Here is a 14191-nt window from a genome sequence, read left to right as displayed (position 1 = left end):
CGCACCCCGGTCCTCGGCGTCATGCCCTCGTACCGATTGCCGGGCCTCCCGGAGGATGACCCCGGGAGGCGTCGACTACTCCCCTGGGTGGAGATGCGCCCTCACGCCTTGGGGTCTTCCCGGAGGGGTCCGGGGAATCGATCCTTCCGGAGCCCTTCCGGGGCCCCCGGAGTGTGCCCCTCCGAGCGCGTGCGAGCTCTACTCACCATCTCCCTCCTCGCCCCGCGGCACCGGCTGCTCCACCAGTGCCAGGACGCGATTGGCCATGAAGCGGGCCGTCCGCACCACGGACCCATTACGGGTGACTTCGCTCACTTCCACCACCCCCCGCCGGACCGCTGTCTCGACCCTCCGGCCCGCCCTGCTGGCCACCACTTCATACGTCCGCGTCGTGTCCCCCGCATCCACGACTATCTCCACACGATCACCCTTCACGGTCTCAATCCCCCTTCTGAGACGGCCTCTTGAGATCACGCAGCACGGAGCCGAGCGTGGATTGCCACGATTCCGGCCCACTTCTCCAGGATCCCAGGCACCACTGACAATCCATCGGCCGACGCATGCGCGGCCTCTCAGCGCGCGGGGCTGTCAATCCGTAAGCTGTGCACGTCAGACGGACAGCGACGGACAACAGCGGCGGACTGACGACAGATCAGCGGCAAACGGCAAGCAGACGGCAGCGGATGGGGCTCCCCACCAGGGGTTAAGGGAGGGGCTCCCCACCGGAGGTAGGGGACGGACATGGCGATGATGCGGCTCCGGCGCGAGGACCCGCGTGTCGTCGGTTCCTTCCGGCTGCACCGGCGGCTCGGCGCGGGCGGCATGGGGGTGGTCTACCTCGGCTCCGACCGGCGCGGCCAGCGAGTGGCCCTGAAGGTGATCCGGCCGGATCTCGCCGAGGACCGGGAGTTCCGGTCGCGGTTCGCCCGGGAGGTCTCCGCCGCGCGGCGGATCCGCGGCGGCTGTACGGCCCGGCTGGTGGCCGCCGACCTGGAGGCCGACCGCCCCTGGTTCGCCACCCAGTACGTACCGGGCCCCTCCCTCCACGACAAGGTGAACGAGGAGGGCCCGCTGCCCGCCGCCCAGGTCGCGTCGATCGGGTCGGCGCTGGCGGAGGGGCTGTTGGCGGTCCATGAGGCGGGGGTCGTCCACCGTGACCTCAAGCCCTCGAACATCCTGCTCTCCCCCAAGGGCCCGCGCATCATCGACTTCGGCATCGCCTGGGCGACCGGGGCCAGCACCCTCACCCACGTCGGCACGGCGGTCGGCTCGCCCGGCTTCCTCGCGCCCGAGCAGGTACGGGGCGCGGCGGTGACCCCGGCGACCGACGTCTTCGCGCTGGGCGCGACGCTCGCGTACGCCTCGACGGCGGACTCGCCGTTCGGGCACGGCAGTTCCGAGGTGATGTTGTACCGGGTGGTGCACGAGGAGCCGCAGTTGCTGGGCGTCCCTGACGCCTTGGCGCCGCTGCTCCACGCCTGTCTGGCGAAGGATCCGGAGGACCGGCCGAGCACTCTGCAACTGTCGCTGCGGCTGAAGGAGATCGCGGCGCGCGAGGCGCATGGGCACGGGCACGGTGCCGGGGGCTACGGCGGCGGGCCGGGCCGCCCTCCGGCGCGGCGCCCCGAGGCGTACGCCGACCAGCACACGGAGCGACGCCCGGGCAGTACGCCGGCGCCGCGGAACGGGTCGCCGTCCCCGCGGCCGGGAGCCAGTACGGGCGGGTCCTCGGGGCGAAACACGGGGCGGAACACCCCCGCGCGTCCGGCGCAGGCGCAGCGCCGGGGCCCGCGGCCGCCCGCGCGTACGGACCGCTCGGGGCGCCCGGTCAACACCGTTCGCACCTCGCCGGGCGGACGCCGCCCCAGCGGGCCGAACCGTCGGCTGCTGCGGCAGCGGCTGACCGTGTTCGTCGTGGTGACGCTGCTGGTGGCGCTGGGGATCGCGGCGGCGCAGGGCTGCCAGGGCCCGGCGAACGGCCTGGGCGCGCCGCACGGGCCGAAGGGGTCGGTCTCGGCGGAGGCGCCGCACTCGACGGAGACGCCGCCCTCGGCGGAGGCGGCGGCCGGGCCGGACGGCCGGTAGGGGTCAGAGCCCCCGTTTGCCCGAGGTGACCGCGTAGAAGCGGAGGCGCCGCACTCGGCGCAGGCCCCGCACTCGGCGGAGCGGCGGCCGGGCCGGACGGCCGGTAGGGGTCAGAGCCCCGGTCTGCCCGAGGTGACGGCGTAGAAGGCGACCGCCGCCGCCGCGCCCACGTTGAGCGAGTCCACACCGTGGGCCATCGGGATCCGGACCCACTCGTCCGCCGCCATCAGCGCCTGGGTGGAGAGCCCGTCGCCCTCCGCGCCCAGCATCAGCGCGACCCGCTCCAGGCGGTGCGGGGCCGCGTCGTCGATGGTGGTGGCCTTCTCGTCGGGGGTCAGGGCGAGGATCTTGAACCCGGCGTCCCGGACCGCCTCCAGCCCGCGCGGCCAGCTCTCCAGGCGGGCGTACGGCACGGAGAAGACGGCGCCCATGGAGACCTTGACCGAGCGCCGGTAGAGGGGGTCGGCGCAGTCCGGGGAGAGGAGCACGGCGTCCATGCCGAGGGCCGCCGCGCTGCGGAAGATGGCGCCGGTGTTGGTGTGGTCGTTGACGGACTCCATGATGGCGACGCGCCGGGCGCCCTGGAGGACCGACTCCGCGTCCGGCAGCGGCTTGCGCTGCATGGAGGCGAGGGCGCCGCGGTGGACGTGGTAGCCCGTCACGCGTTCGGCCAGTTCGGGGCTGACGGCGTAGACGGGGGCGGGGACGTCCTCGATGACGTCCCGCATCACATCGACCCACTTGGACGACAGCAGCATCGAGCGCATCTCGTAGCCGGCGAGGCGGGCGCGCCGGATCACCTTCTCGCCTTCGGCGATGAACAGGCCCTCGGCCGGTTCCCGCTTGCGCCGCAGCTCCACATCGGTCAGACCCGTGTAGTCGCGCAGCCGCGGGTCGTCCGGATCATCGACGGTGATGAGATCAGCCACTTAAGTGATACTGCCTTGTCCTGGATGCGGTGCCAATGAGCCCGACGCGAATAAGTTACCGGCGGTTACGTCCGCTTACGTCAGCGGTGGTCACGGGACGCGAGGGCGACGACATCTCCGATCACCACGACCGCCGGGGGCCGTACGCCCTCGGCCGCGACCTTCTCCCCGACGGTGGCGAGGGTCGCGTCCACCCGGCGCTGGGCCGGGGTGGTGCCCTCCTGGACCACGGCGACGGGGGTGTCGGCGGCGCGGCCGTGGGCGACGAGGGTCGCGGCGATGGCGCCGATCTTCTCCACGGCCATGAGCAGCACCAGCGTGCCGCGCAGCCGGGCCAGCGCCGCCCAGTCCACCAGGGAGCTGGGGTCGTCGGGCGCGACATGGCCGCTGACCACCGTGAACTCATGCGCGACGCCCCGGTGGGTCACCGGGATCCCGGCCGCGCCCGGGACGCTGATGGAGCTGGAGATGCCGGGGACGACCGTGCACGGGATACCGGCCTCGGCGAGCGCCTCCGCCTCCTCCATGCCGCGCCCGAAGACGAAGGGGTCGCCGCCCTTGAGGCGGACGACCGACTTGCCCGCCTTGGCGTGCTCGATCAGCGCGTTGTTGATCGCCTCCTGGGCCATGAAACGGCCGTACGGGATCTTCGCCGCGTCGATCACCTCGACATGCGGCGGGAGTTCATCGAGCAGATCGCGCGGGCCGAGCCGGTCGGCCACCACCACGTCCGCCTCGGCGAGGAGGCGGCGGCCGCGCACGGTGATCAGGTCCGGATCGCCCGGCCCGCCGCCCACCAGCGCCACCCGCGGGCCGCGGGTGCGGTGGCGGGGCGCGGCGAGGGTGCCGTCGCGCAGCCCCTCCACCACGGCGTCCCGGACGGCGGCGGAGCGGCGCGGGTCCTGTCCGGTGAGCACGGCGACGGTGACGCCCTCGCTCCGCCCGGTGGCCGGGGTCCAGGCGGAGGCGGCCTCGGCGTCGTCGCTGCGGACGCACCAGATGCGGCGCGCCTCGGCCTCGGCGGACGCGGTGGCGTTGGCCTCCGGGTCGTCCGTGGTGATCAGGACGTACCAGGCGTCCTCGAAGTCGCCCTCCTGGTAACGGCGGCGCTCCCAGCGCACCTCCCCCGCCTCGGCCATGGCCTCGACGGAGGCGGTGGCGGACGGGGAGATCAGCAGGATGTCCGCACCGGCCGCGATCAGCGCGGGCAGCCGGCGCTGGGCGACCTGCCCCGCCCCGAGGACGACCACACGCCGCCCGGAAAGGCGCAGTCCGACGGGGTATGCGAAGTGTTCGGACATGGCGGTGCGGCTCTCCTCGGGCGAATGCGCGGCCGCTGCGGCGCTGGAGCGGCTGATCGACTGGGGCTTGATCGACTAGAGCTTGATCGACTCTGGGGCGGAGCCCCCGCCGACACCCTACGCGGCGGGGGCGCGCATCAGTTTTTCTCCGTGACCCCTGCGGAGTCGAACGTGGCCACCTCGTGCATCGCCCGTGCGGCGCTCTGCACCACCGGGAGGGCGAGCAGCGCCCCGGTGCCCTCGCCGAGCCGCAGATCCAGGTCGACCAGAGGGCGCAGACCCAGCTTGTTCAGGGCCGCCACATGGCCCGGCTCGGCGCTGCGGTGGCCCGCGATGCAGGCCGCCAGCACCTCGGGCGCGATGGCCCGGGCGACCAGCGCGGCGGCGCCCGCGCTCACCCCGTCCAGGATCACGGGCGTACGCAGCGAGGCGCCGCCCAGCAGCAGCCCGGTGATCGCGGCGTGCTCCAGGCCGCCGATCGCCGACAGGACGCCGATGGGGTCGGCCGGATCGGGCTGGTGCAGCTCGAGACCGCGCCGTACGACATCGATCTTGCGCGCGTGCATCTCGTCGTTGATGCCCGTGCCGCGCCCGGTCACCTCGGCCGGGTCGGCGCCGGTGTAGATGGAGACCAGGGCGGCCGACACGGTGGTGTTGGCGATCCCCATCTCTCCGGTGAGCAGCGCCTTGTTCCCGGCGGCCACCAGATCGCGGGCCGTCTCGATGCCCACCTCGATGGCGCGCAGCACCTCCTCGCGGGTGAGCGCGGGGCCGACGGTGAAGTCTCCGGTGCCCGCCCGCACCTTGCGCGGCAGCAGCCCGGGGGTGCTGGGCAGCTCGCTCGCCACCCCGACGTCCACGACGCACACCTCGGCGCCCACCTGGGCGGCGAAGGCGTTGCAGACCGCGCCGCCGCCCAGGAAGTTGGCCACCATCTGGCTGGTGACCTCCTGCGGCCAGGCGGTGACGCCCTGGGCGTGCACCCCGTGGTCGCCCGCGAAGATCGCGACGGCCGCGGGCTCCGGGATCGGCGGCGGGCACTGCCGGGACAGCCCGCTCAACTGGGCGGAGATGATCTCCAGCATGCCGAGCGCACCGGACGGCTTGGTCATCCGCTTCTGCCGCTCCCACGCCTCGCCGAGTGCCTTGGCGTCCAGCGGGCGGATGCCCCGCAGGGTCTCCTGGAGCAGGTTGTGCGGATCGCCGCCGGGCAGCGTGCGGCGGCCGTACGTCTCCTCGTGGACGACCCAGGACAGCGGGCGGCGCTTGGACCACCCGGCCTTCATCAGCTCCGGCTCCTGCGGGAACTCGTCGACGTACCCGACGCACAGATACGCCACGATCTCCAGATGGTCGGGCAGCCCGAGCTCCCGCACCATCTCGCGCTCGTCGAAGAAGCTGACCCAGCCGACGCCGAGGCCCTCGGCACGGGCGGCGAGCCACAGGTTCTCCACCGCGAGCGCGGAGGAGTACGGCGCCATCTGCGGCTGGGTGTGCCGGCCGAGGGTGTGGCGGCCACCGCGGGTGGGGTCGGCGGTGACGACGATGTTGACCGGGGTCTCGAGGATGGCCTCGATCTTCAGTTCCTTGAACTGCTTGGCCCGGCCCTTGGGGAGGGACTTGGCGTACGCGTCCCGCTGGCGCATGGCCAGCTCATGCATGGCGCGCCGGGTCTCCGCCGAGCGGATGACGACGAAGTCCCACGGCTGGGAGTGCCCGACGCTGGGCGCGGTGTGCGCCGCTTCGAGGACACGCAGCAGCACCTCGTGCGGGATGGGGTCGGGCCGGAAGCCGTTACGGATGTCCCGGCGCTCGCGCATCACGCGGTGGACGGCGGCTCGCTCGGCCTCGTCGTACCCCTCGGCGCGGGGGCCGAGGGGGATGGGGATCGGCTCGGGCTCGAGCTCGGTTTCGGCGTCGGTGTCGGCCTCGGGCTCCGGTGTGGATTCCTGGGCCTCGTCCGCTACGGGCTCGGTGGCCATTTCGGGATCCGTTTGGGGGTCGGGCTCCGGCACGGAGGCGGTCGCCTCGGGCTCGGCGGATTCCGGGTCTGTGGGCTCCGGTTCGGCGGTCCCGGCCTCGGGCTCGGGAGCTTCGGTCGCGCCGGCCTCGGGCTCGGGGGCTGCGGGCTCGGCGGCCTCGGGCTCGGCGGCTTCCGGGCTGTCGGCCTCAGCGGTACCGGCCTGCGGCTCCGTGGCTTCCTGCTCGGTGGCCTGCGGCTCGATGGCTTCGGGTTCGGGTTCGGCTTCGGCTTCGGGTGCCGTTTCGGGCGTCGTGGCCTCGGGCTCGGTGGGCTGGGCTTCCGCCTCTGCCTCTGCGTCGGGCTCAGCGTCGGGCTCGGTGGCTTCGGCTCCGGCCTCCGGCGCTGCCTCGGGCGCCGCTTCCGCGTCCGGCCCGGCGGGCGCCGCCGCGGGCGCCGCCTCGGCCTCGGCGGTCTCGGGTGCCTCCGCCTCAGTGGCTTCGCTCTCGGTGGCCTCGGCCGCCGGGGTGTCCACCGCTTCGGCCTCGGGAGCCTGCTCCTCCGGGGACTGCTCCGCTGCCTCGGCCACGGTCTCCGCCTCGGCGATCGGCTCGGGCTCCGGCTCGGCCGCCGCCTGCTCAGGCGTCTCGGCGGGCTCCTCCGACGCCGCTGCCGCCGCCTCCGGTACGACCTCCGCTTCGGGCGCGGCCTCGGCCCCCGGCTCGACGGGCGCCTCCTGCTGAGGCGTCTCGGCAGCGGCCGGCTCCTCAGCGGCCGCCTCCTCGGGCTGAGGCGGCTCGTCTGCCACTTCGGCCACTATCGAGAGCGCCGGGTCCACGGCGGCCTGCTCCACCGTTTCGGCGGGCTGATCCGGGAGTTCGGCCGTGACCGGCTCATGGGCAAGCTGCGCCGGGATCTCCGGTACGGCCTCCGCGACCGGGGCGGGGGCGGGCTGGGCCTCGGGCTGTTCGGCGACGGGCTCGGTCTGGGCCTGGGCCGGGATGTCGAGGACCTGCTCCTCGACCACGGCGGCCTCTGGGGCGGGCTCCATGACGGGCTCCCCGGCCTGGGCCGGGATGGTCACGCCCATCTGGTGCGGGTCCGCGACCGCCGGGTCCCCGTACGCCTGGTCCATCGTGACCGGCTGCGCCTCCGGCGCCATCGCCTCGGGCTGGGCGAACTGCTGGGGAGCGGGCTCCGCTTCGGGCCCCTCCGCGACCGGAGGCTCCTCGGCCGTACCAGCCGTCTCCGCGGGAGCGGGCGCGGGCGCAGCGGTCTGCGCGGCCTGCTGCGCAGGCGGCGTGGAGTCCCAGGCGTCCCCCGGCTGCGGGGCGTCGACCATCTGCGGGAGGTCCGCGAGCTGGGGCCCGGGGAGCCGACTCAGGTCGTCGGGCTGCGGGGTGAAGTACTGCGGCCCGGCGGCGTACTGGGGCGCGGTGGAGTAGTCGGCCGCCAGAGGCTGCTCGAGCATGACCGGCTGCTCGGGAACGACGAACTGCTCAGGCGCGGCGAACTGCTGCTCGGCCTCGGCAAACTGCTCAGGCGCGGCAAACTGCTGCTCGGCGTCGGCGAACTGCTCGGGCTCCGCGAACTGCTGCTCGGGCCCGGCAAAGTGCTCGGGCCCGGCGAACTGCTGCTCCGCCATCCCGCCCTGCTCAGGCGCCGGAACGCCCTGCTGCGGCCCCGCCCCGTACTCGGGCTGGGCCCCGACCTGGTGCGGCACCTGCGGATGTGGCTCCGGCAGGGCCTGCGGCTCGGGCTCCGGCTGGCGTACGGGCGCGGCGTGCCGGCCCGCGGCCGGGCCCCGGTCGGCGAGCGAACGCACCACGCCGTTGGAGCTGTCGGGCACCGGCGGGCCCATGTGGAGTGGTCGCCGGGCGGGGGCCGCGGGCGCCGCGTACGCGGCCTGGGCGGGGGCCGACTGCGGTACGGGCTGCTCCGCCACGGGCTGCGGCTCGGGCATCTGGGTCTCGGCGTACGCGGCGGCGCCTGGGTCGAGCACACCCGCCTCGTATGCCCCGGTCTGGTACTGGGCCTGCTGCTCGCTCCAGGCGCCCTGGGCGCCCGGCATCAGCAGCAGATCGTCCTCCTCGCCGACGTGTTCGGGCCCGTCGAGGAAGGTGTAGGCGGCGCCGGGAGGGGCACCGGGATGCGGCTGCTCGATGTAACCGGCGTCGGCAGGCGGGGCATGGACATCCGCCGGGTGCGGATGTCCGAGTCGTCCGCCTGCGTTCTCCGGCAGTCCCTCTCCCGGGACCTGGCCGGTGTCGGTCATGCGTACCCCTCGCCCATCGTTAGTGCTCCTTCCAACCGCCTACCGCCGAGAGCAAGCCCCCTGAGCAAGAACGAGCATGCGCCGTGCGCGGCACGTAGACACGCCCGAGGCTTGCCTACCGCCACCCCTTCAAGGAAGGGGCATTTTCCGGCCTTTGGCCAATAAAGCACCGAACGCCGGGCAGCGGTACAGGCAGTACAACGATCCGCCAGCCTACCCCGCGCGGTGCCCGGGGCAGGTCACCGGGGCGAAGCTCGGGGCGAACGTCACAAGGACAAAATCACTGGTGCGGGCGGTGGCCGCAGAGCATGAAGGCGACCGCGCGCTCCCGTTCGGTCCAGCCCCGCGTGTCCAATTCGACGGACTGCAGCAGCACGCATTCGACGGCGTAGCCGCCGTCCTCCAGCGCCTGGCCGATGGCCTCCGCCTCGTCGCGAGTCGCGGCGTGGGTGACGATGCGCTCGGGGCGGCGCGCGGCGCACGCGGCGACCACGGACGCGCCCCCACCGCCGATCCGCACCACATCCGGCTCCGGCAGGTCCTCCAGCACCTCGGGGGCGACGCCCTGGACGACCTGGAGCTGTACGCCGAAGCGGCGGGCCAGGGTGTCGGTGCGCTCGCAGGCGTCCGGGGCGCGGTCGACGGTGATGACGGCGGCGCCGAACCCGGCGGTCTCGACGGCCGCCGCGCCGCTGCCCGCTCCGATGTCCCAGACCAGGTCGCCCAGGCGGGGGCCGATGCGGGCGAGTTGGAGGGCGCGCAGCTGCGGGGACTCGCTCTCGCCCAGCACGGTCCCGTACGCGGGGCCGGGCAGCGCCCAGCCGCGGACGGCGCCCGGGTAGCCGGGGTCGCGTCCGGCGATCCAGCCGCCGCTCTGCAGCGCGCCGCGGGCGGCACCGCCCGCCGGGCCGCCGCGGACGGGAGTTATGCCGGAGCCGCCGATGACGATGACGACGTTGGGGTCGCGCCAGGCGTGGTCGGCGGCCTTGTCGGAGGTCAGGACGGTGACCTGCTCGCGTTCGGTGCCCAGCGCCTCGCAGATGACGAAGGTGCGGTGCACGGGGCCGAGCAGCAGTGCGAGTTCGGCGGGGCCGGCGCCGGGCGAGGTGAGGACGGCGACCTTGGTGTGGGCGCGGCAGACGTTGACCGCCCGGCGCAGATCGCGGCTGTGGGCGACGACGACCTGGGCGTCGTCCCAGGGCATCCCGGCCCGGGCGAAGGCGGTGGCGACCGAGGAGACGGCGGGGACGACCTCGACCTCGAGTCCGTGCTCGGGGGCGCGCAGGGCGCGGACGACGCCGAAGAAGCCGGGGTCGCCGTCGGCCAGGACCACGGCGGAGCCGCGGTGCTGGGCGATCCTGCGGGCCGCGAGGTCCACGCTGCCGAGCCGGATCCGTTCGGCGCCTGGCGGGACTTCGGGCAGCGCCAGGTGGTGGGCGGCGCCGGCCACGAGAGTGGCCGCCGCGAGGGCGGAGCGGGCCGCGTCCGTGAGCGGGGTGCCGTCCCAACCGATCACCGTGACGCGGTCGGCCATCGTCCTTGTTCTCCCCTATGTGTGGCGGGTCGGGTCTGTCGGTGCGTCGCGGTGGGCCGTGTGCGTCGCGTGGTGTGCCTGTGAGGGTTCACGGGCGGGTCGCGGCCGATCTGCCGCGGATGCGCGGGGCGCGGTCCGGGATGCGGCCAAGGCGCGGGTGTTCGGCGCGGACGAAGAGTACCCCGGCTGGTCCGGACCGCCGGAGCGGGGGCGGGCGTGGGGGTGGTGCGCCGGGGGCGCGGACGGCGCGGATGCGCCGGATCTCCGCTCCGGGCGGGGCGCGGTGGGGCGTCAGCCCCAGTCGGAGTAGGTGGGATAGACGCCGAAGCCCTCGGGCCCGGAGATCCGGTCGGGGGTGCCGTCGAGATCCTCGGCGAGCAGACTCCAGACGATGAGGTCGGTGCGCATATCGGTCCAGCCGCCGTCCTCCGTCTGGGTCCGGGCTATCCAGGCGTTGCGCAACACACCCTCGCTGATACAGCCGACCTTCTGGGCGACCTGCTGGGCGGCGGTGTTGCCGGCGGCGGTGCGCAGCTCCAGGCGCTCGAACTTCTGGTCCTGGAACAGCCAGCGGGCCACGGCCAGCACGGCCTCCGAGGCATAGCCCTCACCGCGCGCCCAGGGGGCGACGATATAGCTGGCCTCGGTGGCCAGCAATCTCCAGTCGGTATGGCTCAGATGCACGATGCCGACCAGCCGCTGGGTGAGGAATTCGGCGACCGCGAAGACGATTCCCCGGCCCGTGGTCCGTTCCGCCGGGGCGAGCCGCAGTGCCTGATCGCGGGCGTCGGCCGGGCTGTACGGATTGGGCGCCCGGGTCCAGGCGATGATGTGTTCGTCGTTCATCATGTCCGCGAGCGCGGGTATGTCCGCTTCCTCGAACGGGCGCAGCACCAGCCGTTCCGTGCTGATGGAGATGTCCGGGAAGGTGGATGTCATGCGCCGCTCCGTAACGGGGGTCGTTTCAGGGCCGTAGAGAGGCCCAGCATGCAGCATCACGCAGGGCGAATGCAGCACGGGGGGTGAATCGGAAGGCCCCGCATCCGGTTGTGGTCCGGATGCGGGGCCCTGGGGATCCGCCGGTGGGCGGGAAGGTTGGCGCGATCGTTGCGGTGGTGTCGCGGTGCGCCGCGAAATCAGAAGGACGCCAGCACGGAGCCCTGGTACTGGTCCTTGATGTACTTCTTCACCTCGGGGGAGGTGAGGAGCTTGGCCAGCTTCTTGACGCGCGGGTCGTCCTCGTTGCCCTTCTTCACGGCCAGGAAGTTGGCGTACGGGTTGTTCTTGGGCGATTCGAGGAGGATGGCGTCCTTGGCGGGCTTGAGGTGCGCCTCGATGGCGTAGTTGCCGTTGACGACCGCGGCGTCCACGTCGTCGAGCGACCGCGGCAGCTGGGCGGCCTCCAGTTCCTTGAACTTCAGGCCCTTGGGGTTGGTGACGATGTCCTTGGGGGTGGCCTCGTTGCCGACGCCGCTCTTGAGCTTGATGACCCCATTGGCGTCCAGCAGCTTCAGCGCGCGGGCCTCGTTGACCGTGTCGCTCGGGACGGCCACGGTGGCGCCCTTCTTGAGCTCGCCGGCCTTCTTCACCTTGTGCGAGTAGAGGCCGAGCGGCTCGAGGTGCACGGTGACGACGGGCACGATGTCGGTGCCCTTCTTCTTGTTGAAGTCGTCCAGGAACGGCTGGTTCTGGAAGTAGTTGGCGCCGACCGAGCCGTCCTGGGTGGAGAGGTTCGGCGTGTTGTAGTCGGTGAACTCCTTGACCTCGAGCTTGAGGCCCGCCTTTTCGGCCAGGTGGTCCTTGACGTAGTTGAGTATCTCCGCGTGCGGGACCGGGCTCGCGGCGACGACCAGCGCGCCGTTCTTGTCGTCGGAGGACGAGGGGCTGCAGGCGGCGGCGCCGAGGGCGAGCGCGCCGGCGGCGAGGACGGTGGTGACGGTCTTGGTGGTGTTACGCACGAAAAGTGCCTTTCTTCGAGGGCGCACGAATCCGCCGCGGGTGCGGAAGCGGAATGACGGGCGGGTGGTACGGGGGTACGGAGGTGGGTTGGGGCTCAGGGGATCTTGGCCGGCTCCACGGACTCGATCTCGGCGGGCGCGGCCTGCGGCTCCGGGGCCGGAGCGGGCTTCCCCGCCCGGGACGCGCCGCCGCGCAGCAGCACCAGCCGCGGGGCGACCGAGGAGCGGCCGCGGTGCGACAGGCCGCGGGCGGCGAGATCACCCGCGAACTGGATGACGGAGATGACCACCGCGAGGATGGCGACGGTGATCCACATCAGCTTGGTCTCGAACCGCAGATAGCCGTAGCGGACCGCCAGGTCACCGAGGCCGCCGGCGCCGACCGTGCCGGCCATCGCGGAGTAGCCGATGAGCGCGACGATCGTGGTGGTCGCGCTGGAGATCAGCGCGGGCAGCGACTCGGGCAGCAGCACCTTGCGGACGACGGTCCAGGTGGAGCCGCCCATCGACTGCACGGCCTCGACCAGCCCGCCGTCCACCTCGCGCACCGCGGTCTCCACGAGCCGGGCGTAGAAGGGGATGGCGCCGATGGCCAGGGGCACGATCGCGGCCTCGGGGCCGATGGTGGTGCCCACGATCGCGCGGGTGAAGGAGATCAGGGCGACCATCAGGATGATGAACGGCATCGAGCGGGCGACGTTGACGATCTGCCCGACGACCTTGTTCACCACGACGTTCCGCAGCACTCCGCCGCGGTCGGTGAGGACCAGCAGCACACCGAGCGGCAGTCCGCCGACGACGGCGATCACCGCCGACCAGCCGACCATGTAGAGGGTGTCCCAACAGGCCTGCTCCAGCAGGGGCTCCATCTCGGACCAGGTCACTTGGCGCCCTCCTTGAGCAGCGGGGTCGGGTTCGCGCGCGGGCCGTCGGCGATGGCCGCCACATCGACCTGCAGGCCCTGCTCCCGCAGGAAGCCGATCGGGACGACGTTCTCCTCGAACCGGCCGGGCAGCTCGATCCGCATCCGGCCGACCTGGTGGCCGCCGACGGTGTCCATCGCGGCGCCCAGGATCGAGATGTCGATGTTGTACGTACGGGAGAGCTGGGAGATGACCGGCTTGGTGGCCGCCTCGCCCTGGAAGGTGACGTCCACGACCGTACGGTCCTCGCCCGAGGGCACCCCGCCGACCGGGAAGAGCTCCTGTGCCAGCTCGGAGCCGGGCGTCGCCAGCAACTCGCTGACCTGGCCGGACTCCACGATCCGGCCGTCGCGCATCAGCGCGGCCGAGTCGCAGATCGTCTTGACGACGTCCATCTCGTGCGTGATGAGCAGCACGGTCAGGCCGAGCTGCTCATTGAGGTCGCGCAGCAGCCGGAGGATCGAGCGGGTGGTCTCGGGGTCGAGCGCGGAGGTCGCCTCGTCCGAGAGCAGCACCTTGGGGTCGCCGGCGAGCGCGCGGGCGATGCCGACGCGCTGCTTCTGACCACCGGAGAGCTGCGCGGGGTACGCCTTCGCCTTGTCGCTGAGGCCCACCAGCTCCAGCAGCTCCAGGGCCTTGCGGGTGCGCTCCTTGCCGGAGACGCCGAGGATCTCCAGGGGCAGCTCGACGTTGTCCCGCACGGTGCGCGAGGAGAGCAGGTTGAAGTGCTGGAACACCATGCCGATACGGCTGCGGGCCTGGCGCAGCGCGGAGCCGGCGCTCTGGCGGCGCCCGGCGAGTGCGGTCAGGTCCTGGCCGGCCACGGTGACCGTGCCGGAGGTGGGGCGCTCCAGGAGGTTGACGCAGCGGATGAGGGTGGACTTCCCGGCGCCGCTCTGGCCGACGACGCCGTACACCTCACCCTCGCGGACATGCAGATCGACGCCGTCGAGGGCGGTGACCTCGCGGCCTCGTGAGCGGTAGACCTTGGTCAGGTCCGTGGTGGTGATCACAGGGTTTCCGTCACTGTTGAGTGCACGGCGGTTGGTACCGCCGTGCACGGCTCGTTCATTTCGGAACGCGGCAGGGCGGACCCGAGGGGATGCGCGATGTGTGGGCGCGTTTCGGGTTCCGGTGACGCGGGGCGGCGCGGCCCGGCGCGCTGGGCGCACGGGTCCGGCTCAGCCGGTCTCGCTTCGGGGCGCGAGGCTCAGGCAGGGGCCCTC

General features: G+C 73.0%; 10 protein-coding genes. 1 reads left to right on the top strand and 9 read right to left on the bottom strand.

What is annotated here, in order from left to right; genetic code table 11:
- Positions 1-198: 198 nt before the first annotated feature.
- Positions 199-435: a hypothetical protein gene (locus tag CGL27_RS38605; protein WP_078639914.1), complete on the bottom strand. Its 237-nt coding sequence runs from the start codon at positions 433-435 to the stop codon at positions 199-201.
- Positions 436-741: 306 nt separating this feature from the next.
- On the opposite strand from CGL27_RS38605, the gene CGL27_RS38600 reads away from it, so the two are divergent.
- Positions 742-2085 carry a serine/threonine-protein kinase gene (locus CGL27_RS38600; RefSeq protein ID WP_119992265.1) on the top strand — a complete coding sequence of 448 codons (1344 nt, stop codon included), beginning with the start codon at positions 742-744 and terminating at the stop codon, positions 2083-2085.
- A gap of 110 nt (positions 2086-2195) precedes the next feature.
- Here CGL27_RS38600 and CGL27_RS38595 read toward each other — a convergent pair whose 3' ends face one another.
- From CGL27_RS38595 to CGL27_RS38560, 8 genes are all read right to left on the bottom strand, one after another.
- Positions 2196-3014 (bottom strand): RNA methyltransferase, encoded by an 819-nt coding sequence (locus CGL27_RS38595; RefSeq protein WP_086711564.1) that lies wholly within the window; start codon positions 3012-3014, stop codon positions 2196-2198.
- Between the two features lie 80 nt (positions 3015-3094).
- On the bottom strand, positions 3095-4315 hold the full coding sequence (gene cobA, locus CGL27_RS38590) for a uroporphyrinogen-III C-methyltransferase (RefSeq protein ID WP_078639917.1): 1221 nt from the start codon (positions 4313-4315) through the stop codon (positions 3095-3097).
- A 137-nt stretch (positions 4316-4452) separates the two neighbouring features.
- Positions 4453-8550: a nicotinate-nucleotide--dimethylbenzimidazole phosphoribosyltransferase gene (cobT, locus tag CGL27_RS38585; RefSeq protein ID WP_119992264.1), complete on the bottom strand. Its 4098-nt coding sequence runs from the start codon at positions 8548-8550 to the stop codon at positions 4453-4455.
- Positions 8551-8830: 280 nt separating this feature from the next.
- Entirely contained in the window at positions 8831-10084 is a 1254-nt protein-coding gene (gene cbiE / locus CGL27_RS38580) for a precorrin-6y C5,15-methyltransferase (decarboxylating) subunit CbiE (RefSeq protein ID WP_119992263.1), read from the bottom strand.
- Positions 10085-10375: 291 nt separating this feature from the next.
- Positions 10376-11023, bottom strand: coding sequence for a GNAT family N-acetyltransferase (locus CGL27_RS38575; protein WP_078639920.1), 648 nt, complete (start codon positions 11021-11023; stop codon positions 10376-10378).
- A 197-nt stretch (positions 11024-11220) separates the two neighbouring features.
- Positions 11221-12042 carry a MetQ/NlpA family ABC transporter substrate-binding protein gene (locus CGL27_RS38570; protein ID WP_119992262.1) on the bottom strand — a complete coding sequence of 274 codons (822 nt, stop codon included), beginning with the start codon at positions 12040-12042 and terminating at the stop codon, positions 11221-11223.
- A 95-nt stretch (positions 12043-12137) separates the two neighbouring features.
- Positions 12138-12926: a methionine ABC transporter permease gene (locus CGL27_RS38565; protein WP_119992261.1), complete on the bottom strand. Its 789-nt coding sequence runs from the start codon at positions 12924-12926 to the stop codon at positions 12138-12140.
- Positions 12923-13978: an ATP-binding cassette domain-containing protein gene (locus CGL27_RS38560; RefSeq protein WP_119994764.1), complete on the bottom strand. Its 1056-nt coding sequence runs from the start codon at positions 13976-13978 to the stop codon at positions 12923-12925. Before CGL27_RS38560 ends, CGL27_RS38565 begins: the two co-directional genes overlap by 4 nt.
- Between the last annotated feature and the right edge of the window lie 213 nt (positions 13979-14191).

This window comes from Streptomyces sp. 11-1-2 (assembly GCF_003595545.1).
GTDB classification, from domain to species: domain Bacteria; phylum Actinomycetota; class Actinomycetes; order Streptomycetales; family Streptomycetaceae; genus Streptomyces; species Streptomyces hygroscopicus_B.
Note: the sequence above shows the minus strand (reverse complement) of the source record. Positions and strands in the feature narration are given on the sequence as shown.